The following is a 23,240-nucleotide window of genomic DNA, read 5'->3' on the forward strand; positions in this document are numbered from 1 at the left end:
CGGCAAGGGCAACCGAACTTCAGGAGGGGCAAGACTTTATGTGCGGAATCGTGGGATACATCGGCAAGCGTGACGTGGCACCGCTGCTGCTGGAAGGCCTGCAGCGACTGGAGTACCGCGGGTACGACTCCGCGGGCATCGTCGTCAACAACCCGAAGTCCCCCGCGCTCAAGGTGGTCAAGGCCAAGGGCCGCGTCCGCGAGCTGGAGTCCCGGGTGCCCAAGCGCTTCGCGGGCACCACCGGCATCGCCCACACCCGCTGGGCCACCCACGGCGCGCCGAGCGACATCAACTCGCACCCGCACCTCGACGCCGAGAACAAGGTCGCCGTCGTCCACAACGGCATCGTCGACAACGCCGCCGAGCTCCGCGCCAAGCTGGAGTCCGAGGGGGTCGTCTTCGTCTCGGAGACCGACACCGAGGTCATCGTCCACCTGATCGCGCGCTCCCAGGCCGACACCCTCGAGGAGAAGGTCCGCGAGGCCGTCAAGGCGATCGAGGGCACGTACGGCATCGCCGTCATGCACGCCGACTTCGCCGACCGCATCGTCGTGGCCCGCAACGGCTCCCCGGTGATCCTCGGCATCGGCGAGAAGGAGATGCTCGTCGCCTCCGACGTGGCCGCGCTCGTCGCCCACACCCGCCAGGTCGTCACCCTCAACGACGGCGAGATGGCCACCCTCAAGGCCGACGACTTCCGCACCTACACCACCGGCGGCGCCACCACCACGGCCACGCCGGAGACCGTGGAGTGGGAGGCCGCCTCGTACGACATGGGCGGCCACGACACGTACATGCACAAGGAGATCTCCGAGCAGCCCGACGCGGTCGACCGCGTGCTGCGCGGCCGGATCGACGACCGCTTCAACACCGTGCACCTGGGCGGCCTGAACCTGGACCCGCGCGAGGCGCGCGGCATCCGCCGGGTCAAGATCCTGGGCTGCGGCACCTCGTACCACGCGGGCCTGATCGGCGCCGGCCTCATCGAGAGCATGGCCCGCATCCCCGCGGACGCCGAGCCGGCCTCCGAGTTCCGCTACCGCAACCCGGTCGTGGACCCCGACACCCTCTACATCGCGGTCTCCCAGTCCGGTGAGACGTACGACGTGCTGGCCGCCGTGCAGGAGCTCAAGCGCAAGGGCGCCCGCGTCCTCGGTGTCGTCAACGTGGTGGGCTCCGCGATCGCCCGCGAGGCCGACGGCGGCGTGTACGTGCACGCCGGCCCCGAGGTCTGCGTCGTCTCCACCAAGTGCTTCACCAACACGGTCGTGGCCTTCGCGCTGCTCGCCGTGCACCTGGGCCGGATCCGGGACCTGTCGGTCACCGACGGCAAGCGGATCATCGAGGGCCTGCGCAAGCTGCCCGCGCAGATCCAGGAGATCCTCGAAGGCGAAGAGGACATCAAGAAGCTGGCGGCCGAGTACGCCGAGGCCAAGTCGATGATGTTCATCGGCCGGGTCCGCGGCTACCCGGTGGCCCTGGAGGCCTCCCTCAAGCTCAAGGAGATCTCCTACATCCACGCCGAGGCCTACCCGGCCTCCGAGCTCAAGCACGGCCCGCTCGCGCTCATCGAGCCGGCGATGCCGACGGTCGCGATCGTCCCGGACGACGACCTGCTGGAGAAGAACCGCGCGGCGCTGGAGGAGATCAAGGCCCGCAGCGGCCGGATCCTCGCGGTAGCCCACCGCGAGCAGGAGAAGGCCGACCACACGATCCTCGTGCCCAAGAACGAGGACGAGCTGGACCCGATCCTGATGGGCATCCCGCTCCAGCTGCTGGCGTACCACACGGCCCTGGCCCTGGGCCGGGACATCGACAAGCCGCGCAACCTGGCGAAGTCCGTCACGGTCGAGTAGTCACACCTGCCCACCAGGCGAGCGGAACGGCCCCCGGGGATTCCCCGGGGGCCGTTCCCTTGCGTCCGCTTCCGAACGTCCGCTTCCGTACCCGCCTCAGCTCGCGGCGACCGCGCCGCGGCCGGAGGACTTGCCCAGTGCGGTGGGCCAGTGGGCCAGCGCCGCGGTGGCGCCGTACCAGAACATCAGCCCGGAGAGCGCGGCCACCCAGCCGGCGACCTTGCCGAGCCCGCCGCTGTCGGCGAAGGAACCGACCGCGAGGAGCAGCAGGGAGAGGGTGAGCAGGGCGTACGCGCCCTGGCCGAACAGTCCGCTCGCGGCGCTCATGGTGAGGGTCAGCGCGAGCAGGGCGAAGAGGACCAGGAACAGTCCGGCCGCATGTGCCGAAACCTTTCCGTCCGCTCCCGACGCCCAGGTGAACCAGAAGGCGCCGAGGCCCGCGAACGCGGTGCCGTTGAAGCCGTTGCCGCCGCGGAATTCGAGGACTCCGAGGACGAACAGGGCGAGACCGCCGACGTAGGTCGCGAGTGACACGGAGTTGGCGACGGACACGCCGCTGACGATCGCGGTGTGGCCGATACCGAATGCGAGAAGGGTGAGACCCAGGGCTATGTTCCCGAGGGTCGAAGTCGAGGCCGTGCTTCCCGCAGAGACACCATTGTCCACGGCGGGCTCCCTTCGATCTGCAGTTGTTTGCTGCGTCCCAGCAGCATTTATCTACCCTTTACATGGGGGTTCACAACCGCACGACCGACATACAGCGGGTTACGGAATGACAACAACCGGTCGCTGTGCGCGCTTGGCCAGCCGACCCGCCACGGAGCCGAAGATCCGGCCCACGATGCCGTGCGTCGAGCCCACCACGATGGCGTCCGCCGAGTACTCCCGGCCGACTTCCTCCAGCTCGTGGCAGATGTCCCCGCCCCGCTCCACCAGGATCCACGGCACCTCGGCGAGGTAGTCCGCGCAGGCGAGCTCCAGCCCCAGCACCTCGGTGCGGTGGTCCGGCACGTCCACGAAGACGGGCGGCTCGCAGCCGGCCCACACGGTGGTGGGCAGCCGGTTGGCCACGTGCACGATGATCAGGCCGGATCCGGAGCGGCGGGCCATCCCGATCGCGTACGCCAAGGCGCGCTCACTGGACGTGGAGCCGTCGAACCCCACCACGACCCCGTGCCGGAAGGCCGGGTCGCAGGGATGACGTGTCTGTTCCGCCGCGCGCAGGTCGCTCGACGTGTGGTCGGCGAGCGGTTTGCGCTTGCGGTCCGCGGGTTCGGGGAGTTCGTGACCGGCCATGGATGTCTCGGCGAAGAGGTCCTCGGGGGAAGGGACAAGGCGGCGTGGCGGCTATGAGCGGATGCGACGATTGAAAAAACGACGACTCTGGGTGACGGAGCTCTGTCCGGGAAGCATCTTCCCAAGCCCTTACCCACCAGGGTACGGCGACACTCCTATCCTGCACAGGGCATGCCGCCCTTGGAGAGCGTCCCAGGGAGCATGCCGGAGCGAGGGCTCCTTGGCAATGGCCGCTGTCCCCTACAGCCAGTGACGAGTTGCCGCACCAGCCACGCGCGCGCCACCCGTGCGCGCAGTGACCGAGCCCGGCCGCGCGCCGTTGGACAGGCGTCCGACCGTCCAGGAAGAGCCCGCAGGGAGCACGCCGTGCCCGGCCATCCGGTCCACCCCGTCCAGCCCGCTCAGCCGACCCGCTCCGCCCGGTCCGCCCGGTCCGCCCGGTCCGCCCGGCACGCCGGCACGACGCCCTACTTCACGCCCGCTCGCCTTCACCCGTCCGTGCGCTCGGCGAGACGCCCCCATGACGACCCCGCGGGTGACGTGGTCCGTTGGGCCGCCTTCAGCTGCCTGCTCGTTCCCGTGGTGCTCGTCGTGTACGGAACCTCCTTCGGCGGGGCCGCCGTCGCGACCCTCGGGCTGGTCGCGGTCACGGCGGTGTGCCGGGCGATGCTGCGCTACTCGGAGAAGGCGGAGCGGGCCGCCCTGGTTCCGGCGGAGGACCGGCTGCCGCCAGGCCGGCGCCGCCGGCATTCGCGCGCCGGGAGCGGGTCCGGGAGCCGCGGCTGTCACACGTCCGGTGGAATCTCCCCCGAGGACTGACTGATTCGTACACCCACACCCGCACGTTTTCAGCCAACTTCCCGGAACAGTGCCGGTCTTGCCGGAATGCCCCCTCAACCCCCCTACCACCAGCGACGACAGCGGCGAGGGGGCTCCGAGACCCTACGGGTACTGGCCATGGCCGGAGGGCGCGCTTCCCACTCCGGTAGCGGAGTGGAAGGCTTCCTGATCGAATGCTTTTCGCCAAGTTGCCAAGTCGACATAGCGCTGCGTGCTGAACTTGTCACGCCGACACCACGGGACGCAGTAGATTCGATCATGTATTTACGGCGGGGGATCCACGTGCAAGGCCGAGGGGAAACGTGCAGGTGCGACCAGACCAAGGAGTCGCGACACCCAAGGGGGGCTTAGCCATGAGCCAGGATTCCACCGCCGTCGTCGCGGACGCCGGCAGGAAGCTCGCGGGGCGTCGCCGCAGGGAGATCGTCGCGGTGCTGCTGTTCAGCGGCGGCCCGATCTTCGAGAGCTCCATTCCACTTTCCGTGTTCGGCATCGACCGGCAGGACGCGGGAGTTCCACGCTATCGACTGCTCGTCTGCGCCGGGGAGGACGGTCCGCTGCGGACCACCGGCGGACTCGAGCTCACCGCGCCGTACGGGCTGGAGGCGATCGCCCGGGCAGGCACGGTCGTCGTTCCGGCCTGGCGCTCGATCACTTCACCGCCGCCTCCGGAGGCGCTCGACGCACTGCGTCTGGCGCACGAGGAGGGCGCCCGGATCGTCGGACTGTGCACGGGGGCCTTCGTGCTCGCCGCCGCCGGTCTGCTGGACGGCCGGCCCGCCACGACGCACTGGATGTACGCGCCGACGCTGGCCAAGCGGTACCCGTCCGTCCATGTCGATCCGCGCGAGCTGTTCGTCGACGACGGTGACGTGCTCACGTCCGCGGGCACCGCGGCCGGAATCGATCTGTGCCTGCACATCGTGCGCACGGACCACGGCAGCGAGGCGGCCGGGGCACTGGCCCGCCGGCTCGTCGTCCCGCCGCGCCGCACGGGTGGCCAGGAGCGCTATCTCGACCGGTCGCTGCCGGAGGAGATCGGCGCAGACCCGCTGGCCGAGGTCGTCGCCTGGGCCCTGGAGCACCTCCACGAGCAGTTCGACGTGGAGACGCTCGCGGCCCGCGCGTACATGAGCCGGCGCACGTTCGACCGCCGGTTCCGCTCGCTGACCGGCAGCGCGCCGCTCCAGTGGCTGATCACCCAGCGGGTGCTCCAGGCCCAGCGGCTGCTGGAGACCTCCGACTACTCGGTCGACGAGGTCGCCGGGCGCTGCGGGTTCCGCTCGCCGGTCGCCCTGCGCGGGCACTTCCGGCGGCAGCTGGGGTCCTCCCCGGCCGCCTACCGCTCGGCCTACCGGGCGCGCCGGCCGCAGGCCGAGGTGTCCCAGGTCACGGAGATGTCGGGGGGCCCGGTGCCGCACCAGCGCACCCCGCAGCCCCAGCGGGCGGCGGCGGCCCTGGCCGCGGCCGGCCCGACGGTGACCGAGCTGTACGCCCCGAACCGGGTCCTGCGCGAGCACGCGTAGCTCCCGCCACGGGCACTGCCTGACGGAGGTCCCCCGCATCGGTCACCACCGAAGCGGGGGACCTTCCGCGTAATCCGCATAAGCTGGGCCGCATGAACGATCGCATGGTGTGGATCGACTGCGAGATGACCGGGCTCTCGTTGACGGACGACGCACTTATCGAGGTGGCCGCACTGGTCACCGACTCGGAGCTCAACGTGCTCGGCGAAGGCGTGGACCTCGTGATCCGCCCGCCGGACGCGGCCCTGGAGACCATGCCCGACGTGGTGCGCGAGATGCACACCGCCTCCGGATTGCTCGACGAGCTGGCCGGCGGGATCACCCTCGCGGACGCCGAGGCACAGGTCCTGGCATACGTACGGGAGCACGTGAAGGAGCCCCGCAAGGCGCCGCTCTGCGGAAACTCGGTCGGTACCGACCGCGGATTCCTGCTGCGCGACATGCCCGCGCTGGAGAGCCACCTGCACTACCGGATCGTGGACGTGTCCTCGGTCAAGGAGCTGGCGCGCCGCTGGTACCCGCGGGCGTATTTCAACAGTCCGCCGAAGAACGGCAACCATCGGGCACTCGCGGACATCAAGGACTCCATCGCCGAGCTGCGCTACTACCGGGAGGCGGTCTTCGTCCCGCAGCCCGGGCCCGACTCGGACACCGCCCGGGCGATCGCCGCCAAGCACACCCTGTCCGCCGAATAGGACCCGGCGGGAGCCTCCGGAGACGGGGCGGGGGAAAGGGGGGCGCGAGCACCCTTCCGGACCCTGTACCCTTTTCTTCGGCCGGTCGGTTTTCCGACCGGACATGGTGGGTGTAGCTCAGCTGGTAGAGCACCTGGTTGTGGTCCAGGTGGCCGCGGGTTCAAGTCCCGTCACTCACCCTGCGAGAGGGCCCCGATCCGCGGAAGCGGACCGGGGCCCTCTGCGTTTTCCTCACATCTGAGCGCCCCTTTAAGATCGTTTGAAGACGGCCTGACCTGGCCGTCTGCACGAAACAGCTGGGGGGCTGCGCATGCTGGAAGCGTTGGGACTCGATGGGGACGTGGAGTCCGTGTACCGGGGCATGCTGGCGGATCCGTCGGGAGGGCTGGTCGAACTGGGCACCCGCCTCGCCCTCCCGGAGGCCCGCGTACGGGACGCGCTGGACCGGCTCGTCGACCTGAACCTCCTGACCTCCTCGCGCGAGAGCTCGGGCGGGCTGCGCGCCGTCAGCCCCGAGGTGGGTCTGGAACTGATCCTGCGCCGCCAGGAGGAGGACCTGGCGCGGCGCCAGCAGCAGCTCGCCGCGAGCAAGGCGGCGGCCGCGCAGGCCATCGCCGAGTACGCCGACCTGCGGCCGAACACGGAGACCGACGGCACCGAGCGGCTCGTGGGGATCGACGCCATCCAGAGCCGACTTGAGGTCCTCACCCAGGACCTCTCCGAGGAATGCCTCGCGATCATCCCGGGCGGGGCCCAGTCGCAGGCCAGCCTCGACGCATCACGCCCGCTGGACGAACGGGCCATGGCCCAGGGCGTCGAACTCCGGGCCGTCTACCAGGACAGCGCCCGCAACGACCCGGCCACGCTGGGCTACGCCCAGTGGACCACCGAGCGCGGCGGCCAGGTGCGCACGAGCCCGATGCTGCCGCCGCGGCTGCTGGTCTTCGACCGGACGACCGCCATCGTCCCGATCGACCCGGCCAACTCCCGGCTCGGCGCGCTGTGCACGACGGCGCCCGGCATCGTCGCCTCGCTGATCACGCTGTTCGAGCAGACCTGGGAGACCGCGGTACCGCTCGGCGCCGACCTCAAGCAGCCGGCGCAGGACGGCATCACCGCCGGCGAGCGGGAGCTGCTGAAACTGCTGGCTTCCGGGCTGACGGACGAGGCCGCCGGCAAGCGCCTGGGCGTCTCGCTGCGCACCGTACGCCGCCAGATGGCCGGCCTGATGGAACGCCTGCACGCCACGAGCCGGTTCGAAGCCGGCCTCAAGGCAGCCCAGCGCGGCTGGCTGTAACCGCACGCGTCGCCCACGCCACCTCCGGCTAGTGCTGTGGCCGGAAAGGTTTGCCGGTTCGCGACGTCCGGTGCGGTGCATCGCGAGGCGGAGGTCCGCGGCTCGTACTGGACGTACTCGCGCGGTCCGACAACGCTGGGGACACCACCCAGCGGTAGCTGGGGGACGAGGTGCCGTACTGGGCATCGTGAGGCGGTGAACCTTTCCGGTCACAGCCCTAGCGGCGGCGTTGGCCCGCGTAGAGGAGGGTTGCGGCGGTCAGGGCGTAGAGGCCGGCGGTGATGCCCAGGCCGACGGGATCGACGGCGCGGTTGTCCGTGGCCTCGACCCACGGGTCCAGGCCGCCCAGCCGGTCCTTGAAGAGGACGACGCGCCGTCCCGTCGCGAACTGGCCGTGGCAGTTCTGGATGTCCCCCAGCTCCGCGCGGCTCCCCTCGTCGTCGAGGACCCGGCAGAAGTGCCGTACGTCGCCCTTGACGTTGACCCGCTCCCCCGCCTCCACGACCACCGCGCCCGTGCTCTCGCCGAGCTGCTTGAGGTACGTCTCGTTGAGGTTGGACCCGGCGAACAGCCCCAGCGCGAACACGGCGAAGCCCACCAGGGTCGCGGCGCCCGCCCTCTTCCAGGCCGAGCCCGCCACGATCGGACCCGCTGCCGCGGCGGCGAGAACGATCAGGACTCCGACCCACAACATGCCGTAGGGGTACTGGCTGACGAAGCCGCCCACCGTGGCCGCCGTGGGAATCAACGCGGCCCAGAACAGTGTGTTCGCCGTCCGCCGCGGCCGCACGGCCACGGCCCCTTCCTGACTCCCCGCTATACCGCTCTGCATCCCGACACCCTAGGGGGTGCGGAAATCCTCCGCGTGGTCACGGGCCCAGACTTCGAACGTGCGGGCCGGGTGGCCGGTGAGGTGCTCGACGGCGTCGGTGATCTCGACCGGGAGCCCGTCACTGGCAGCCCAGTAGTCGAGGAGCGCGTCGGCGTACGGGCCGGATATGTACCCGTCGACCTCGGCCTTCCACTGCTCGGCGGTGACGGACTCGAACGGTATCGGGGTTCCCAGGACCCCGCCGAGTATCGCGAGTTGGGTCGCGAACGTCAGCGGCTGCGGCCCCGTCAGGTGGTACGCGCGGCCGGCGAGGGCCGGGTCGGTGAGGACGGCGAACGCGGCCTCGGCGAGGTCGGTCTCATGGACCGGGTCGCAGTACGCGCCCGGGTACGGCAGGTGCACCGGGCGGCCGGACTTCAGCGACCAGGCCCAGCCCAGGGCATTGCTCGCGAAGGAGCCGGGGCGCAGCAGGGTGGTGCGCAGCGGGGAGGCCAGCAGGGCCTCTTCGACGGCGAGATGAGAGGCGGCCAGCGGGCTGTCGGCGGCGCCGGGGGCGAGCACCGAGGAGGAGGACAGGAGCACGACGTGCTCGACTCCGGCGGTGACCGCCTCCTTGACGAAGGCGTCGATGGCGGAGGCCTCGGCGTAGAGGAAGACGGACCGGACTCCGGCCAGGGCGCCCGGGAAGGTCGCGGGATCGCTGAGATCGCAGCGGACGGTGTCTGGTGTGTCCGGCTCGCGGGAGGCGAGGCGGTGGGGAATGCCGCGGGCGGCGAGGAGGGAGACGAGGCCGCGGGCGACGGAGCCGCGGGTACCGGTGACGAGGATCGACATGGCGGGTTCCTGCTTCCTGTGCGTCTTCGTGGTCGTGTTCGTGTTCGTAAGCACGGGTACGGCGCCCACGCTAGGATTGATACGTGGCACAGATTCTGCACGATAAATATTCTGCGTCACACAGATAAATTTCAGGCATGGAGAAGCCGATGTCAACCGATTCCCCTCGTTCGAGTGACGGCGCCCGCGATGAGTGGAGCCGCGCCGAGCTGCTCGCACGCATCGTCACAGAGAGCCAGCGGCACTACGCCGACTACTCGCTCTTCGCCCAGGCGATGGCCGACCACGTCGGCCTGCACCCCACCGACATGCAGTGCGTCGGGCTCCTCGACATGGAACCGGGCCCCGTCAGCACCGGGGACATCGCCCGCCTCACCGGCCTGACCTCCGGCTCCGCCACCCGCCTCGTCGACCGGCTGGTCAAGGCCGGGATCGTCGAACGCCTCGCCGACCCGCACGACCGGCGCCGCTCCCTCGTCGCCCTCGCCCCCGAGGCCCGCCAGCGGATCGGCGAGGCCTGGGACACCCCCGGCCGGGCCTTCGGCGCCGTCCTGGAGAGCTACTCCGACTCCGAACTCGCCGTCATCGCCGACTACCTGCACCGCGCCGCCGAGGTCGGCAGGGCCCAGGCCCGGCGCCTGAACTCCGGCGGCTGAGCTCCGGCGCCGGCCCCACGAAGCGCCGTCGGCGGCCGCACACGTGGCGGCCGCCGAGCGGTTAAGGGCGCGTACGCGTGCTCAGCGCCGCGCGCTCTCCAACTGCGACAACCCCTTCGCCAGGTCGTCCGCGTTCATCACCGGGCTGATCTCGATCTCGGCGTTCAGCTCGGCGAACAAGCCTTCGAGCAGCGGCGGCATATCCGCGCTGTCCTGCATGTCGAAGACCATCCAGCAGGTCCGCACGCCCTCGGAGGGACCGAAGTACGCGGCCTCCGGCTTGATCTTGTCCATGAGCTTCTTCATGGCCTGGGGCATGGCGCCGGTCTTGATGGCCTCATTGCCGGCCGGTGTGTCGATATGGGCCCGGAGCATGACTCTCATGCCTGACTCCTTCCGTCAGGCCCACACTCGGCGGGTCCACCCGGACCGGCAACATCTCCTCGCCCATCCGGGCCGGGCTCCGGTGCCGCCCCGCCCCCGCCCGCCCCGGGAAGAGCTCAGTCGCCCGCCGTCCCGCCCTGGATGTGGAAGTTGAAGTCCGTGTGCCCGAGGGCGCCCATCATGCGGAGCCAGATGGGCAGGAGCATCTCCGTCCCCCGGGCCGTCTCGATGCCGCCGAGGTCGAGGACGCTCCCCTCCGGCCAGCCGAAGGAGTACAGCAGTTCGCGTACGGACTTCTTGGCGTCGGCGTCCTCTCCCGACAGGAACACGGTGTGCTCGCCCGGCACCCGCGCCGGCTCGACCATGACCCGGCAGTTCATCGTGTTCAGCGTCTTGACCACCCGCAGCCCCGGGAACGTCCGCTGGAGCAGTTCGCCCAGGCTGTCGTCGTTCACCGGATCGAGGGTGGGCGGGAACCCCCGCGAGAAGTCCAGCGGGTTGGCGATGTCGATCAGCACCTTCCCCTCCAGGTGCGCGGCGTCCGCCTCCGTCAGGGCGGCGACGCTGACCTGCCCGCCGGTGGCGTTGACCAGGACGTCCCCCTGCCGGGCGGCATCGGGGAACGGGGCGAGGCCGGCCTGCGGGTGGGCCTCCTGCCATTCGGCGTACTCGGTACGGGCGAGGGTGGCCCCGGGGTCCCGGGTGCCGATGACCACCTCGTGCCCGAGCGAGAGGAGGCGGGCGGCCACCGTACGGCCGACGATGCCGGTGCCGAGGACTGCGTAGCGCATGACCGGTTCCATTCCGTTGGGGAAGGGACGAAGGACGACCAACAACCCCGTACGGTACGCGTCAGCCGCGCCGCTTGCGCCGGCTCACCCGGCGCGACCGTACGCCGCCCGACCCGCCCCGCGCCCGGTCGTCCAGGGCGATCCACACCCTGACCTCGGTCCCTCCGAGCATCGACCGCCCGATCCGCACGTCGCCGCCCGTCGATTCCGCGACCCGGCGCACGATGTCCAGCCCGAGCCCCGTCGAACCGTCCCGCCCGCCGTCGTTGCCGCGCCGCAGCGCCGCGTCCGGATCGGCGATCCCGGGGCCCGCGTCCGAGACGAGCACGATCACCGCGTCCCCCGCGTCGTGGACGTCCACCGCGAACGGGGTGCCCTCCGGGGTGTGCCGGAACACGTTGCCGAGCAGGGCGTCGAGCGCGGCCGCGAGCTCCGGCCGGGCGACCGGGAGCCGTACGGTACGGTCCACGCCCGCGAGCCGCACCTCGCGGCCCTCGTCCTCCGCCAGCGCCGACCAGAAGGCCATCCGGTCGCGGATCACCTCCGAGGCGTCGCAGCCCGCCCCCGCCCCGCCGCCCGCCGCGGCCGCCGGCGCGCGCTGTTCACGAGCGGTACGGATGATCGTGTCGACCTCCCGTTCCAGCTGCTCCACCGCCGCCCGCGTCTGCTCCGCCGCCGGCCCGTCCCCGAGCGAGGCCGCGTTGAGCCGCAGCACCGTCAGCGGCGTCCGCAGCCGGTGCGAGAGGTCGGCGGCCAGCTCCCGCTCGTTGGCGAGGAGTTCCACCACCTGGTCCGCCATCGAGTTGAACGCGACCGCCGCCGAGCGGAGTTCCTTCGGCCCGTCCTCCGGCACCCGCGCCCCCAGCCGGCCCTCGCCCAGCTGGTGCGCGGCGTCCGCGAGCCGCTCGGCCGGCCGCACCAGCCGGGCGCCGAGCCGGTCGGCGACCGCCACCGAGCCCACGATCAGCGCCAGTCCGACGCCCGCGAGGACCACCCAGGCCGTCGCGACGCCGTTGCTGACCTCGCTCTCCGGTACGAAGACCTCCACGACGGCGATGTCCCCCGAGCCCAGGGCGGTCGGCTGGAGCAGCGCCGAACCGCCCCCGGACAGCCGGGCCGTCATGGCCCGCCCCATCCGCCGGGTCTCCTCCACGGCGTGCGCCCCGGCCCGCGTGGTGCCGATCTCCACCGGCTCGCTGCCGCCGATCGCGGGCACGTGGACCGCCATCCGCCGGGCCGCGCCCATCTGCGTGGACTCGACGGCCTTGCGCAGCTGCCCCGGGTCGGTGGTGATGGACAGGGTCGGCCCGATCGTGGCGGCCTGCCGCTCGGCGTTGGAGAAGGCCCGGTCCCTGGCCATCTCCTGGACGACGAGCCCGAGCGGTACGGCGAAGGCCACGACCACCATGGCCGTGACCGCGAGGCACACCTTGACCAGCGCCCATCTCACTGCGGCGGCTCCAGCTTGACGCCGACCCCCCGCAGGGTGTGCAGGTACCGCGGCCGCGCGGCCGTTTCGCCCAGTTTGCGGCGCAGCCAGGACAGGTGCACGTCGATCGTCTGGTCGTCCCCGTACGACTGCTGCCAGACCTCGGCGAGCAGCTCGCGCCGGGCCACCACCACCCCGGGCCGCCCGGCGAGGAAGGCCAGCAGGTCGAACTCCCGCCGCGTGAGGTCGAGTACGGCCCCGTCCAGCTCGGCCTGGCGCCGCAGCGGATCGATGGACAGCCCGCCCACCCGCAGCACGCGCGAGGGCGGCTCGGCGCCGGCGGCCGCGCGGGCGCGGCGCAGCACGGCGGACATCCGGGCGGAGAGGTGTTCCACGGAGAAGGGCTTGGTCAGGTAGTCGTCGGCGCCGTCGTTGAGGAGCCGGACGATCTCGGCCTCGTCGTCGCGCGCGGTGGCGATGATCACCGGTACGTCGGTGATGCCGCGCAGCATCTTCAGCGCCTCCGACCCGTCGAGGTCGGGCAGCCCGAGGTCGAGGATGACCACGTCGAACCGGTGGTGGGCGACCTCGCGCAGCGCCTCCAGGGCCGTACCGACGCTCCGCACGGTGTGCGAGGCCTCGGTCAGGTGCCGGATCAGGGCGGAACGTACGAACTGGTCGTCCTCGACCACGAGCACACTTGCCATGGCCCGCACCGTAGTCCATTCGGGGGACCCGCCGGGGTGTCGGGCCGCCTCCCGGACGGGTGGTGCAGTATGTGCCCTGATGCACCGAGGACTTGTTCACGCACTCGCCTGGACGCTGGCGACCGGGGCGGCGGTGACGCTGTCCTGGTGGGGCGTGCACACGGTCATGTCCGGAACGGCCTACGATCCGCCGCTGGCGGTGCCGCTCACCACGCAGCCGCTGTCCTCCTCGACGCACCGCGCGGCGGCGCCCTCGACGCCGCCGCCCTCGGACGCGCCGTCCCCGTCCGCCGCCTCCCCCTCGGCTTCGCCCTCCACCGGCGCCTCCCCCGCGCAGCCCCCGCAGAAGGCGGCCCCGCCGAGCCCGCGCCAGGACGAGCAGCGGGGCGACGGCGGGGACCAGGGCAACGTGAAGGCCTATCCGGTCACGGGTGGCCGGGTGGTCTTCGACCTCGGTACGTCCTCGGCCGAGCTGGTCTCGGCGACGCCGGACGCCGGCTGGCAGATGCAGGTGTGGAAGCAGCCGTACTGGATCCGGGTCACCTTCACGAAGGCGGGCCGGGAGATGTCGGTCTTCTGCACCTGGAACGACCACCCGCCGATGGTGGAGACGTACGAGGGCTAGAGTGCGGCCTGCGGATCAGGCCATGACGGTGATGTTCGTCGCCTGCGGACCCTTCGCACCCCTGCTGACGTCGTACTGGACCCGCTGGTTCTCCTGGAGCTCCTTGAAGCCGGTCCCCTGGATCTCGCTGTAGTGGGCGAAGACGTCCGCGCTGCCGTCCTCGGGCGCGATGAACCCGAAACCCTTCTCGGCGTTGAACCACTTGACGGTGCCGTTGGCCATGTCCGTGTCTCCCTGCTGCCTGCTGATGTCCGCTCGCCCCGGCGGGGCGCTCGACTCGCAGACATACCCGCCCGCGGGGTGTTCGGAGCGCAAGGTCATCCGTACGAGGGCGTGTCGCGACGGGTCGCGTTCCCCTCGGTCCCTCAGCGGAAGACCGAGGGCGGGGGCTCCGGCGAGGCCACCGCCGAGGCGTCCGCGACGGGGGACGCGCCGCCCGCGAAATCGGCGAGGGCCCGCCCCTGCTCCACCCGGCCGGGATGCGGGTCGCTCGCGACCCGGCGGGTGAACTCGGCGACCGGCAGCTCCCGGTCGGCGGCCACCAGCACCGCGTTGCCGAACCGTTTCCCCCGCCACACCACCGGGTCTGCGGCCAGCGCCAGGTGCTCGAAGCGCGACGCGGCCGTCGCGATCTGCCCCTTGAGGTGCGCGAGCGGCGGACCGTCCGCGAGGTTGGCCACGTACCAGCCGCCCGGAGCGAGGGCCCGCCGTACGTCGTCCAGGAACTCGGCGCTCGTCAGGTGCGCCGGGGTGCGCGCGCCGCTGAACACGTCCGCGATCACCAGGTCGGCCCAGCCGTCCGGAACCTTGGCCAGGCCCGCCCGCGCGTCCACCGCCCGGACCCGGACCCGCGCCTGCGGGTCCAGCGGCAGGTGTTCCCGTACGAAGGCCACCAGGGCGGCGTCGATCTCCACGACCTGCTGGGTCGAGCGGGGCCGGGCGGCGGCCGTGTAGCGCGCAAGGGTGAAGGCGCCGCCGCCCAGGTGGACCACGTTCAGGGGCTGCCGGGCGGGCGCCACGAGGTCGATGAGGTGGCCGATCCGGCGCTGGTACGCGAAGTCGAGGTACCCCGGATCTCCCAGGTCCACATGCGACTGCGGGGCTCCGTCGATGAGCAGCGTCCAGGCCCGGGCGCGCTCCCGGTCCGGAGCCAGCTCCGCCGTGCCGCCGTCCACCTGCCCGACGACCGCCTCGGAGCCCGCGCTCCCGCTCGCGCTCGCGCGCCCGCGCTGCTTGCCGCTGCCGCTGCCCTTGCTGCCCTTGCCTGCCACCACCCCATTGTCGCCGGTCAGCGGCAGTTGTCCGCCGCCTCGATCAGGCGGGCGGCCTCGCCGAGCGCGGCGCGCAGCACCTCCGGGTCGGTGACCGGACCGACGGCCTCCGGGGGGAGCAGCCAGCCGGTGTCCCCGGCGGTGGGCGAGACGTCGCCGAAGCGCATCCCGCGTCCGTTGGTCTGGGTGCAGGCGCTGCCCGGCATGTCCCAGGCGTCGGCGGTGCCGGGCGGGACGAGGAAGCCGAGGGTGTCGCCGGAGCCGTCGTGCAGCACCGGGCCGACCCCGCCGGGCAGGCCGGCGGCGCGGCGGATGATGTCCACGGCCTCCAGGCCCTGCCGGGTGGGCACGGTCACCAGGTCCGGCGCCTCTACCGGAGCGACCGCCACGGCAGTCGCGGCCGGGACGGGGGTCGCGCCCGAAGACGCGGGCGCGGTGTTCATTCCAGTGCTCTCCATGCCGCCCTCCACCAAGGGAACCCCTCCTCGATCCGCGTACGAGCGGGGCGGGAGTCAGCTCACACCCCGCACGGGGCTCAACGCGCGAAAACGTCAACGGGTGCGGTGGCAAGACGCTGCAAAGGATGGCACTTCATGGCGGATCGCGGGTGAGATATCCCTTTTGTAGCCAAACACCGCATCAACCGCCCGCCTCTGGCGGTACGTTCATGCGCGCCGGACCCGGCTCCATCCCGCGGAACCGGCGGTGCGTCCCTTGCCAGAGAGGCCACGTCCATGGCGGCGTTCCCCCACTCACCCAATCAGACGTTCCGGCGGCTGCGCGGCCGGCACTCCCCGGCCGAGTTCGCGGCCATGGTGCGCCGGGCCGCGAAGGAGATCGGAGAAACGGTTTCCTGCGACGCCCGCTACATCGGCCGGGTCGAGTCCGGCGAGATCCGCTGCCCCAATTACGCCTACGAGCGGGTCTTCCTGCACATGTTCCCCGGCCGGACCCTGGCCGATCTGGGCTTCTCCCCGCGCGAGGCGGTCCGCGGCCGGTCCGCGCAGCGCTCCGCCCCTTTCACCCACAAGGAGAGCGACGTGCTGCGTCGCGCGTTCATGGCGGGCGGTTCCGCGACCGTGGCGGCCGCCACGATCGGCTTCACGCTGCTCGGGGACACCCGCCGGCCGCCCACCCGGGCCGGTGAGTCCGAGGCCGCCGCGGTCGAGGAGGCCGTGCGCCAGATCCGGCTGCTGGACGACCGGCACGGGGCCGACGCCCTGTACCGCAAGGCCGCCGAACCCCTGCGCACCGCCTACGCGCTGCTGGACGCGGGGGCCTCCCGGCAGTCCACCGAGGACCGGCTGCACGCGGGCGCCGGCGAACTGGCCATCTCCGTGGGCTGGCTGGCGCACGACTCCGGCCGCTTCGACGACGCCCGCTCGCACTACGCGGAGGCCCTCGCCACGGCCCGGGTCTCGGGGGACGCGGGCCTGGAGGCGCACGCCTTCAGCAACATGGCCTTCCTGGCCCGGGACTGCGGCCGGCCCCGGGAGTCCGTACGGGCGGCCCAGGCGGGCCGCCGCGCCGCCCGCTCCCTCGGTTCCCCGCGGCTGCTGTCGCTGCTCGCGCTGCGCGAGGCGGGCGGCTGGGCGGGACTGGCCGACCGCAAGGCCTGCGAAGAGGCGCTGACCCGGGCGCACACGGAGTTCTCCCGCGGCACGGCGGCAGCGGACCCGGAGTGGATGTCCTTCTTCGGCGAGGCCGAACTGGAGTCGCTGGAGTCGCGGTGCTGGGCGGCCCTCGGGGAGTATGCCCGCGCGGCCCGGCACGCCCGCCGCGCGGCGGACCTCCAGGATCCGCACTTCGCCCGGAACGTGGCCCTCTACACGGCCGAGCTGGCCGACGACCTGGCCCGCGCGGGCGCCCCGGACGAGGCGGCCTGGGCGGGCGGACGGGTCCTGGACCTGCTCACCGAGGTCCAGTCCACCCGGATCCAGTCGATGCTCTCGGGCACGGCCCGCGCCCTGGTCCCGCACCAGCGCAGCCCCCGGGTCGCGGCCTTCCTGACCCGCCACGCGACGGTCTGACCGCGCGACCGCCCCGGCTACCCCGGCTACCCCGGCTACCCCGGTTGCCCCGGCTACCGACTGCCCCGACCGTCCGACCACCCCGGCCGGGCGGTCACCTCCGCCGCGCGGCCACCCGATCGGCCGGCCACCCGATCGGCCGCCCGGCCGCCCGGCCGACGCGCTCAGCCGCCGACGTACTCGTAGACCCCGCCGTCCGGGTGCCGGAGCACGGCCCGCCGCCCGTTCGGCGTTTCGGCGGCCGCGGCGACGAGCTCGGCACCGGCCGCCCCGGCCTGCGCGACGGCCGCGTCCAGGTCCGCCACGCCCAGGGTCGCCGACACCCCCGCGAACCGCTCGGCGACCGCGTCCGGTCCGGTGAAGAGGAGGAAGGGGCCGACGGCCGCCAGATCCAGACCGGCGAAAGCGAACCGGTTCGCCGGCTCTCCGGTCAGTTTCTCGTAGAACGCCCGGGCCGCGTCGAGGTCGGGGACGCGCCGCCGGATCACCACGGAATCGATCGTCATGGCCCCATCCCCGCATCCGCTCCGATCGCCCAACCGGCCTCCTCCGCAAGGGAGTTCACGACCGAGGAGCGTCCTCGGTCAGAGGTCCAGGTGGCCCGTGTCGTTCCAGCGCTCCAGGGCGGGGGCCCCGTACGCCCACCCCAGGACCGAGAGGGAGGTGGGCTCCAGCCGGATGCGGGCGCCGAAGGAGGCCTCCAGGCCGAGCCAGCGGGCGGCCAGGGTGCGCAGGATGTGCCCGTGGGCGAAGACCAGCACGTCGCGCTCCGCCGAGCGGGCCCAGGCGACGACCTCGTCGGCGCGGGCCGCGACGTCGGCCACGGACTCGCCGCCCGGGACCCCGTCGCGCCAGATCAGCCAGCCCGGGCGGACCGCCTGGATCTCCGCCGGGGTCATGCCCTCGTAGTCCCCGTAGTCCCACTCCATCAGCGCGTCCCACGGGTCCGCCTGGGCGCCGAAGCCCGCAAGGTCGCAGCTCTCGCTCGCGCGGACCAGCGGGCTGGTGCGGACCTCCACACCGGGCAGGCCGTTCCAGGGGGCGCGGGCCAGCCGCTCGCCGAGCAGCTTCGCGCCGCGCCTGCCCTCCTCCAGCATGGGCACGTCCGTGCGTCCGGTGTGCTTGCCGAGCTGGGACCACGCCGTCTGGCCGTGCCGGGCCAGGAGGATGCGGGGGGCCATGGGGAACTCTCCCGGTAAGTAGTGGTTCGTACGACTTCGGGCGATTGCGTCGTCCATCCATCATCCATCACATGAACACCAGGCAACCCACTCCGTCGCACAAGCGTCCTACCGCGTATGACTGATCGGCAGAAGCCCACCCGGTGGTGGGCCGAACTGCTGCTCCTGGGGCTCGTCTACGGCGCGTACACCGGTGGCAGACTCCTCGCCAGGGGCGACGTGCACCTCGCCGTCGGCCACGGACTCTCGATCCTGCGGACCGAGGAACTGCTGGGGCTCGACTTCGAACGGCCGCTCAACCGGCTGTTCTCGCAGCAGGGGCTGCTCGGGATACCCGCCGACTTCGTCTACGCCTCCCTGCACTACCTCGTCACCCCGGCCGTGCTGGTCTGGCTGTACCTGCGCCGGCCGCGGCACTACCGCAGCGCCCGTACGTGGCTCGTCGTCTCCACCCTCCTCGGGCTCGTCGGCTTCACCCTGATGCCCACCTGCCCGCCCCGGCTGCTGGACGCCGCGCAGGGGTTCACCGACACGATGGCCCAGTACAGCGCGTACGGCTGGTGGGGCGCCGAGGCCAGCGCGCCGCGCGGGCTCGGGGGCCTGACCAACCAGTACGCGGCCATGCCGAGCCTGCACGTCGGCTGGGCCCTGTGGTGCGGGGTCCTGCTGTGGCGGCACGGGCGCCACCCGCTGCTGCGCGGGCTCGGCATCGCCTATCCCGCCGTCACCGTGCTCGTGGTCATGGGCACCGCCAACCACTACTTCCTGGACGCGGTCGCCGGCGCCGCCGTGATGGCCGCCGGGTACGCGATCGCGCGCCGGCTGTCCGCGCGAGCGAACCGGCCGGGAGCGCAGGCGGGAGCCCGAGCAGCCGGTTTCCGCGGTACCGCCCCGATTGTCAGTGGCGGATGGGACACTTCCGCCCGTGAGCTCCTACCCGCCCAGCGGCCCGCCTCCGACGAAGACACTGCGGCAGCGGCTCGCTGACCTGCGCGGCCCCGCCGTGCCGCCCCGCCCGCTCGACGCCCGCGCGTTGGCGGCGCTCGCCGCCAACCCCGGATGCGGCAGACGAGCCCTGCTCGACGGCGCGGGCGTGGACAAGACCGCCCTCGCCGCGGCCCTCGGCTCGCCCGCCCCCTTCGGCCAGTCGCAGTTCGCGATCGTCCGCGGGAACTCCTTCGAGGCCCGGGTCAAGGGCGACGGCGGCGCCGAGCTCCTGCGGCTCGTGCACGAGCACCTCGGCGCCGGCGCCGAGCCCCCCGGCCCGGGTGCCCGCGTCCCCGACCTGACCGCCGCCGGGCCCGAGGGCCGCGCCGCCCGCACCGCGCTCGCGCTGCGCGAGGCGACCGCCGCCGGGGTCGCCTCCGGTGCGTGGACCCTGCTGGACCACCCGATGCTGGCCCTGGAGGTGGCGGGCTCCCCCGCCTATCTGGAGCCGGACGCCGTCGTGGTGCATCCCGACGGCCGCTGGACCGTCGTGGAGATCAAGTCGTTCCCGATGATCGACGGAGCGGCCGACGCCGCGAAGGTGGGCGCCGCCGCCCGGCAGGCCGCCGTGTACGTCCTGGCCCTGGAGAAGACCGCCGGGAAGCTGGCCTCCGCGGTGGTCGGGCACACCGCGCTGCTCGTCTGCCCCAAGGACTTCTCCAACCTGCCCGCCGCCGCGCCCGTCGACATCCGCCGCGAGCGGGCCGTGACCCGCCGCCAGCTGGAGCGGCTGACCCGGGTCGAGGAGCTGGCCGCCGCCCTGCCCGAGGGGATCAGCTTCGACCCGGCGCGCCCCGCCGAGGAGCTGACCGAGGCGGTCGCGGCCGTCACCGCCGCGTACGCCCCCGAATGCCTGGCCGCCTGCGAGCTGGCCTTCCACTGCCGGGAGCGGGCCCGCGCCGCCGACGCGGTGACCGCGCTGGGCCGTTCCGTACGGGGGGAGCTCGGCGCCCTCACCACCGTCGAGGAGGCCCTCGCAGCCGCCGCCGGCTCCGGCCGCCCCGACGACCCGACGGCGGCCTCCCTGCACCACGCGGCCCGGCTGCGCGCCGAGGCACTGGAGGCGGCCGCATGTCCCTGCTGAACACCCTCGCACGCCTGGAGGCCGTCCGGGCGGGCCGGGCCCGGCCGCTGGCGACCGTACGGCACCGGCATCTCAGCGGGCGCCCGCTGGTCCTCGTACCCCTGACGACGGCGGGCGAGGCGGGGGCCCCGCTCGGCGCGCTGGTCGGCACGGACCCCGAGGAGCCGCGGCTGCTCGTGGTGCCGCAGCCGCGCGACCGGGACCTGCGCTGGGCCTTCCTGGCGGACCTGGCCGACGTGGTCCTGCCGTACGTGGACGGGTACGCGGACGACGTCGAGTACGTGGAGCGGACCGAGACCGACCCGGACACGGGCGCGAAGAGCAAGGTCGCCGCCGAGCTCTGCCTGGACGCGCCGCAGCTGATCGTGCCGAGCCGGGCCGGTATCGAGTACGTACGGCTGCTGGGGCGGTCGATGCGGTTCCGGCGGACGGCCGAGGAGGACCCGGAGAACCCGTATCCGGCGCCCACCCGGGTGCCGCTGCTGGGCCGCTGGTTCACGCACCTCGGCGAGCGCTCCCGGGTCCCGGGGGCCTCGATGCTGCTGTCGGCGACGGAGCTGCTCGGGCGGCACTGGGCCACCGGCCAGAGCAATCTGGAGGACCAGCACCTGGGCGCCCTGCTGTCGTGGATAGCCCCGCCGGAGGGGGAATCGGGCGCCGAGGCCGCCCTGCGGGCCGAACTGGGCCGCGACCGGGACGGGCAGCTGCTGGTGCCGCCCGCCGGACCCGCCACCGACCCGGCCTTCGACAACAAGCTGCTGGCCCCGGCGATGGCCCGCTACGACACGGCGCGCGCCGGGGACGACCCGAAGGCGGTGGACCGGGCCGAGGCGGCCGTCCGGGAGCTCGTCGCGGAGCAGATGCGGCCCACCTGGCGGGCGGTGTGGCGGTCGCTGGAGCTGCTGCGCGCGCTGCCGGCCGGGGAGCGGGCCGAGGAGCGCTGGACCCGCGACCGCTGGTCGTACACCGGCCACCGGGACCGGATCCGGGCGGGCGAACCCCCGCAGCCGCGCCGCGACGACGCGGTGACGGCGGCGCAGAAGCTGGCGACGAGGGAGACCGAGCAGGTGCGGCTCGACGCCCAGGAGGCGCTGGACGATCCGCTGGTGATGGCGGGCCGGCGGCTGTCGGGCGAGGCCTTCGCGGGCGAGGTCACCGAGGTCGTGATGGAGTGGACGGAGTCGAAGCGGCCGAGTCCGCGCCCGCTGGTGACGATGGCCACGGAGGACCGTCCGCAGCTCGCGGAGGGCGGCGGCAAGGTGTTCCGCTCGCTGGAGGGCCGCCCGCAGGCGGCGCAGTTCGTCCGCTTCGAGGAGGACGGGCGGCTCGTGCTGCGGCTGCTGGACAAGATGGGCCGCGGCCGGGAGCCGGAGCCCGGCTCCGTGCCGGAGAAGGGCGACCGGGTCTGCTGGACGCTGTTCGAGCACGACGCGCGCGGCGGCCCGAAGCTGCCGGACCCGGAGCGGACCCCGTGGACCCACGGCGGCCCGCCGGGATCCGCGACCGCCGCTCCGCTGCCCGACGCCGTGACCGATGAGGACATCCTGTGAGCACCGCATCCAACCGGGGATTCGATCCGGGTACGGCCGCCGCCGAAGCGACCGCCGCCATCCTGCGCGACACCCTGCACGGGAGCGAGCGCGGCGTGGTCGTCGACTCCCCGCCCGGGGCCGGCAAGTCCACGCTGGTGGTGAGGGCCGCCCGGGAGCTGGCCGCGGCCGGGCGCCGGCTGATGGTGGTCGCGCAGACCAACGCGCAGGTCGACGACCTGGTGCTGCGGCTCGCCGACAAGGACCCGGAGCTGAAGGTCGGCCGGCTGCACAGCAGCGACGGCGACGCGTACGATCCGGCACTGCGCGAGCTCCCCTCGGTCACCCTCTCGGCGAAGCCGGGGGACCTGGCCGAGCTGCCGATCACCATCTCGACGGCCGCGAAGTGGGCGTACGTGAAGGACGCGGAGCCCTGGGAGCACGCCATCGTCGACGAGGCGTACCAGATGCGCTCGGACGCGCTGCTGGCCGTGGCCGGGCTGTTCGACCGGGCGCTGTTCGTGGGCGACCCGGGGCAGCTGGACCCGTTCAGCGTGGTCGGCGCCGAGCAGTGGGCCGGGCTGTCGTACGACCCTTCGGCGAGCGCCGTCAGCACCCTCCTCGCGCACAACCCGCACCTTCCGCAGCACCGGCTGCCGGTGTCCTGGCGGCTCCCGGCTTCGGCCGCGCCGCTGGTCTCGCGGGCGTTCTACCCGTACACGCAGTTCCGCAGCGGTACGGGCCCGGGCGAGCGGCGGCTGTCGTACGGGGTCCCGGGCGACGGCTCGGGCCCGGACCGGGTGCTGGACGAGGCGGCCGAGTCGGGCTGGGGCCTGCTGGAGCTGCCCGCGCGGCACACCCCGCGCACCGACCCGGAGGCCGTGCGGGCGGTGGCCCTGGTGGTCCGCCGGGCGCTGGACCGGGGGGCGGTGACGGCGGACGAGCAGTCCGAGGTCCCGGCCCCGCTGACCGCCGACCGGATCGCGGTCGGCACGGCGCACCGGGACCAGGCGGCGGCGGTCCGCGCCGCCCTCGCGGACCTGGGCGTCACCGGGGTCACGGTGGACACCGCGAACCGCCTCCAGGGGCGGGAGTACGACCTCACGGTGGTGCTGCACCCGCTGTCGGGCCGCCCGGACGCGACGGCGTTCCACCTGGAGACGGGCCGCCTGTGCGTGCTGGCCTCGCGGCACCGGCACGCCTGCGTGGTGGTGGCCCGGGCGGGGATAGCGGAACTGCTGGACGACCACCCCTCCACGGAGCCGGTCCAGTTGGGCGTGACGGTGAAGTTCCCGGACGGCTGGGAGGCCAACCACTCGGTGCTGGCCCACCTCGCGGAACACCGGGTCCCCTGGAAGCCCTGAGGCCGCCCGGCCGGCGGCGGCATGAC

The 23,240-nt window shown here is 73.0% G+C and carries 25 protein-coding genes and 1 tRNA gene; 13 read left to right on the forward strand and 13 right to left on the reverse strand.

All coding sequences use genetic code 11. The features are described 5' to 3' along the window. Window positions 1-38 precede the first annotated feature (38 nt). Window positions 39-1,856, forward strand: coding sequence for a glutamine--fructose-6-phosphate transaminase (isomerizing) (gene glmS / locus ADK52_RS15845; protein WP_053690437.1), 1,818 nt, complete (start codon window positions 39-41; stop codon window positions 1,854-1,856). 96 nt (window positions 1,857-1,952) lie between these two features. Here glmS and ADK52_RS15850 read toward each other — a convergent pair whose 3' ends face one another. Together ADK52_RS15850 and ADK52_RS15855 are read right to left on the reverse strand one after the other, a co-directional pair. Then, window positions 1,953-2,522, reverse strand: coding sequence for a GPR1/FUN34/YaaH family transporter (locus tag ADK52_RS15850; protein WP_053690438.1), 570 nt, complete (start codon window positions 2,520-2,522; stop codon window positions 1,953-1,955). A 99-nt stretch (window positions 2,523-2,621) separates the two neighbouring features. Beyond that, window positions 2,622-3,152, reverse strand: coding sequence for a universal stress protein (locus ADK52_RS15855; RefSeq protein ID WP_053690439.1), 531 nt, complete (start codon window positions 3,150-3,152; stop codon window positions 2,622-2,624). A 366-nt stretch (window positions 3,153-3,518) separates the two neighbouring features. On the opposite strand from ADK52_RS15855, the gene ADK52_RS15860 reads away from it, so the two are divergent. The 5 genes from ADK52_RS15860 (at window position 3,519) to ADK52_RS15880 (ending at window position 7,510) form a co-directional block, all read left to right on the forward strand. Then, entirely contained in the window at window positions 3,519-3,971 is a 453-nt protein-coding gene (locus ADK52_RS15860; protein ID WP_324615918.1) for a hypothetical protein, read from the forward strand. Window positions 3,972-4,345: 374 nt separating this feature from the next. Further along, a complete protein-coding gene (locus ADK52_RS15865; protein ID WP_053690440.1) occupies window positions 4,346-5,518 on the forward strand; it encodes a helix-turn-helix domain-containing protein in 1,173 nt (390 codons plus the stop codon). Between the two features lie 92 nt (window positions 5,519-5,610). Further along, entirely contained in the window at window positions 5,611-6,213 is a 603-nt protein-coding gene (gene orn / locus ADK52_RS15870) for an oligoribonuclease (RefSeq protein WP_053690441.1), read from the forward strand. A gap of 106 nt (window positions 6,214-6,319) precedes the next feature. Then, window positions 6,320-6,392: transfer RNA gene (locus ADK52_RS15875), tRNA-His, on the forward strand. A 131-nt stretch (window positions 6,393-6,523) separates the two neighbouring features. Next, window positions 6,524-7,510: a helix-turn-helix transcriptional regulator gene (locus ADK52_RS15880; RefSeq protein ID WP_053690442.1), complete on the forward strand. Its 987-nt coding sequence runs from the start codon at window positions 6,524-6,526 to the stop codon at window positions 7,508-7,510. A gap of 217 nt (window positions 7,511-7,727) precedes the next feature. On the opposite strand, the gene ADK52_RS15885 is transcribed toward ADK52_RS15880, so the two are convergent. Together ADK52_RS15885 and ADK52_RS15890 are read right to left on the reverse strand one after the other, a co-directional pair. Next, window positions 7,728-8,306, reverse strand: coding sequence for a hypothetical protein (locus ADK52_RS15885; protein WP_053690443.1), 579 nt, complete (start codon window positions 8,304-8,306; stop codon window positions 7,728-7,730). Window positions 8,307-8,351: 45 nt separating this feature from the next. Continuing rightward, window positions 8,352-9,176 (reverse strand): NAD(P)H-binding protein, encoded by an 825-nt coding sequence (locus ADK52_RS15890; RefSeq protein ID WP_053690444.1) that lies wholly within the window; start codon window positions 9,174-9,176, stop codon window positions 8,352-8,354. 149 nt (window positions 9,177-9,325) lie between these two features. Here ADK52_RS15890 and ADK52_RS15895 point away from each other — a divergent pair, with 149 nt between their 5' ends. Then, window positions 9,326-9,832: a MarR family winged helix-turn-helix transcriptional regulator gene (locus ADK52_RS15895; RefSeq protein WP_053690476.1), complete on the forward strand. Its 507-nt coding sequence runs from the start codon at window positions 9,326-9,328 to the stop codon at window positions 9,830-9,832. 81 nt (window positions 9,833-9,913) lie between these two features. Here ADK52_RS15895 and ADK52_RS15900 read toward each other — a convergent pair whose 3' ends face one another. The 4 genes from ADK52_RS15900 to ADK52_RS15915 all read right to left on the reverse strand — a co-directional run bounded on the left by ADK52_RS15900 (window position 9,914) and on the right by ADK52_RS15915 (window position 13,143). Beyond that, window positions 9,914-10,216 (reverse strand): DUF3303 family protein, encoded by a 303-nt coding sequence (locus tag ADK52_RS15900; RefSeq protein ID WP_053690445.1) that lies wholly within the window; start codon window positions 10,214-10,216, stop codon window positions 9,914-9,916. 116 nt (window positions 10,217-10,332) lie between these two features. After that, the gene (locus ADK52_RS15905; RefSeq protein ID WP_053690446.1) at window positions 10,333-11,007 is read right to left on the reverse strand and encodes an NADPH-dependent F420 reductase; all 675 of its coding nucleotides are present in this window, start codon (window positions 11,005-11,007) and stop codon (window positions 10,333-10,335) included. Window positions 11,008-11,068: 61 nt separating this feature from the next. Further along, the gene (locus ADK52_RS15910; RefSeq protein ID WP_053690447.1) at window positions 11,069-12,457 is read right to left on the reverse strand and encodes a sensor histidine kinase; all 1,389 of its coding nucleotides are present in this window, start codon (window positions 12,455-12,457) and stop codon (window positions 11,069-11,071) included. Then, window positions 12,454-13,143, reverse strand: coding sequence for a response regulator transcription factor (locus tag ADK52_RS15915; RefSeq protein WP_078988356.1), 690 nt, complete (start codon window positions 13,141-13,143; stop codon window positions 12,454-12,456). The genes ADK52_RS15910 and ADK52_RS15915 overlap by 4 nt, the downstream gene beginning before the upstream one ends. A gap of 79 nt (window positions 13,144-13,222) precedes the next feature. Here ADK52_RS15915 and ADK52_RS15920 point away from each other — a divergent pair, with 79 nt between their 5' ends. Continuing rightward, complete coding sequence (locus ADK52_RS15920; RefSeq protein ID WP_053690449.1) at window positions 13,223-13,768, forward strand: hypothetical protein; 546 nt, start codon at window positions 13,223-13,225, stop codon at window positions 13,766-13,768. Between the two features lie 15 nt (window positions 13,769-13,783). Here the strand turns inward: ADK52_RS15920 and ADK52_RS15925 are convergent, their stop codons facing one another. The 3 genes from ADK52_RS15925 to ADK52_RS15935 form a co-directional block, all read right to left on the reverse strand. Next, window positions 13,784-13,990 (reverse strand): cold-shock protein, encoded by a 207-nt coding sequence (locus ADK52_RS15925; RefSeq protein WP_053690450.1) that lies wholly within the window; start codon window positions 13,988-13,990, stop codon window positions 13,784-13,786. 143 nt (window positions 13,991-14,133) lie between these two features. Then, window positions 14,134-14,943 (reverse strand): spermidine synthase, encoded by an 810-nt coding sequence (locus tag ADK52_RS15930; RefSeq protein ID WP_053690477.1) that lies wholly within the window; start codon window positions 14,941-14,943, stop codon window positions 14,134-14,136. Window positions 14,944-15,056: 113 nt separating this feature from the next. Then, a complete protein-coding gene (locus tag ADK52_RS15935) occupies window positions 15,057-15,497 on the reverse strand; it encodes a hypothetical protein (protein ID WP_078988363.1) in 441 nt (146 codons plus the stop codon). A gap of 276 nt (window positions 15,498-15,773) precedes the next feature. On the opposite strand from ADK52_RS15935, the gene ADK52_RS15940 reads away from it, so the two are divergent. Further along, window positions 15,774-17,069 (forward strand): hypothetical protein, encoded by a 1,296-nt coding sequence (locus tag ADK52_RS15940; RefSeq protein WP_053690452.1) that lies wholly within the window; start codon window positions 15,774-15,776, stop codon window positions 17,067-17,069. Between the two features lie 164 nt (window positions 17,070-17,233). Here ADK52_RS15940 and ADK52_RS15945 read toward each other — a convergent pair whose 3' ends face one another. Further along, complete coding sequence (locus ADK52_RS15945; RefSeq protein WP_053690453.1) at window positions 17,234-17,575, reverse strand: VOC family protein; 342 nt, start codon at window positions 17,573-17,575, stop codon at window positions 17,234-17,236. A gap of 78 nt (window positions 17,576-17,653) precedes the next feature. Then, window positions 17,654-18,250, reverse strand: coding sequence for a histidine phosphatase family protein (locus ADK52_RS15950; RefSeq protein WP_030866362.1), 597 nt, complete (start codon window positions 18,248-18,250; stop codon window positions 17,654-17,656). 117 nt (window positions 18,251-18,367) lie between these two features. Here ADK52_RS15950 and ADK52_RS15955 point away from each other — a divergent pair, with 117 nt between their 5' ends. Genes ADK52_RS15955 through ADK52_RS15970 form a run of 4 tightly spaced genes read left to right on the forward strand, consistent with a single transcriptional unit; the run spans window position 18,368 to window position 23,214 of the window. Next, window positions 18,368-19,237: a phosphatase PAP2 family protein gene (locus ADK52_RS15955; RefSeq protein ID WP_053690478.1), complete on the forward strand. Its 870-nt coding sequence runs from the start codon at window positions 18,368-18,370 to the stop codon at window positions 19,235-19,237. Continuing rightward, window positions 19,176-20,321 (forward strand): hypothetical protein, encoded by a 1,146-nt coding sequence (locus tag ADK52_RS15960; protein ID WP_234343834.1) that lies wholly within the window; start codon window positions 19,176-19,178, stop codon window positions 20,319-20,321. The genes ADK52_RS15955 and ADK52_RS15960 overlap by 62 nt, the downstream gene beginning before the upstream one ends. Next, window positions 20,309-21,871: a hypothetical protein gene (locus ADK52_RS15965; RefSeq protein WP_053690455.1), complete on the forward strand. Its 1,563-nt coding sequence runs from the start codon at window positions 20,309-20,311 to the stop codon at window positions 21,869-21,871. Before ADK52_RS15960 ends, ADK52_RS15965 begins: the two co-directional genes overlap by 13 nt. After that, the gene (locus ADK52_RS15970; protein WP_053690456.1) at window positions 21,868-23,214 is read left to right on the forward strand and encodes an AAA domain-containing protein; all 1,347 of its coding nucleotides are present in this window, start codon (window positions 21,868-21,870) and stop codon (window positions 23,212-23,214) included. Before ADK52_RS15965 ends, ADK52_RS15970 begins: the two co-directional genes overlap by 4 nt. Window positions 23,215-23,240 lie beyond the last annotated feature (26 nt).

It is taken from the genome of Streptomyces sp. WM6372 (assembly GCF_001279655.1).
Lineage (GTDB): Bacteria > Actinomycetota > Actinomycetes > Streptomycetales > Streptomycetaceae > Streptomyces.

Bases quoted from the DNA above. Each gene is read 5' to 3' on its own strand.
- ADK52_RS15855 (WP_053690439.1), bottom strand. From the start codon at position 3,152: ATGGCCGGTCACGAACTCCCCGAACCCGCGGACCGCAAGCGCAAACCG.
- ADK52_RS15925 (WP_053690450.1), bottom strand. From the start codon at position 13,990: ATGGCCAACGGCACCGTCAAGTGGTTCAACGCCGAGAAGGGTTTCGGG.
- ADK52_RS15940 (WP_053690452.1), top strand. From the start codon at position 15,774: ATGGCGGCGTTCCCCCACTCACCCAATCAGACGTTCCGGCGGCTGCGC.
- ADK52_RS15955 (WP_053690478.1), top strand. From the start codon at position 18,368: ATGACTGATCGGCAGAAGCCCACCCGGTGGTGGGCCGAACTGCTGCTC.
- ADK52_RS15880 (WP_053690442.1), top strand. From the start codon at position 6,524: ATGCTGGAAGCGTTGGGACTCGATGGGGACGTGGAGTCCGTGTACCGG.
- ADK52_RS15890 (WP_053690444.1), bottom strand. From the start codon at position 9,176: ATGTCGATCCTCGTCACCGGTACCCGCGGCTCCGTCGCCCGCGGCCTC.
- ADK52_RS15905 (WP_053690446.1), bottom strand. From the start codon at position 11,007: ATGCGCTACGCAGTCCTCGGCACCGGCATCGTCGGCCGTACGGTGGCC.
- ADK52_RS15935 (WP_078988363.1), bottom strand. From the start codon at position 15,497: ATGGAGAGCACTGGAATGAACACCGCGCCCGCGTCTTCGGGCGCGACC.
- ADK52_RS15865 (WP_053690440.1), top strand. From the start codon at position 4,346: ATGAGCCAGGATTCCACCGCCGTCGTCGCGGACGCCGGCAGGAAGCTC.
- ADK52_RS15900 (WP_053690445.1), bottom strand. From the start codon at position 10,216: ATGAGAGTCATGCTCCGGGCCCATATCGACACACCGGCCGGCAATGAG.
- glmS (WP_053690437.1), top strand. From the start codon at position 39: ATGTGCGGAATCGTGGGATACATCGGCAAGCGTGACGTGGCACCGCTG.
- ADK52_RS15945 (WP_053690453.1), bottom strand. From the start codon at position 17,575: ATGACGATCGATTCCGTGGTGATCCGGCGGCGCGTCCCCGACCTCGAC.
- ADK52_RS15950 (WP_030866362.1), bottom strand. From the start codon at position 18,250: ATGGCCCCCCGCATCCTCCTGGCCCGGCACGGCCAGACGGCGTGGTCC.
- ADK52_RS15965 (WP_053690455.1), top strand. From the start codon at position 20,309: ATGTCCCTGCTGAACACCCTCGCACGCCTGGAGGCCGTCCGGGCGGGC.
- ADK52_RS15915 (WP_078988356.1), bottom strand. From the start codon at position 13,143: ATGGCAAGTGTGCTCGTGGTCGAGGACGACCAGTTCGTACGTTCCGCC.
- ADK52_RS15895 (WP_053690476.1), top strand. From the start codon at position 9,326: ATGTCAACCGATTCCCCTCGTTCGAGTGACGGCGCCCGCGATGAGTGG.
- ADK52_RS15920 (WP_053690449.1), top strand. From the start codon at position 13,223: ATGCACCGAGGACTTGTTCACGCACTCGCCTGGACGCTGGCGACCGGG.
- orn (WP_053690441.1), top strand. From the start codon at position 5,611: ATGAACGATCGCATGGTGTGGATCGACTGCGAGATGACCGGGCTCTCG.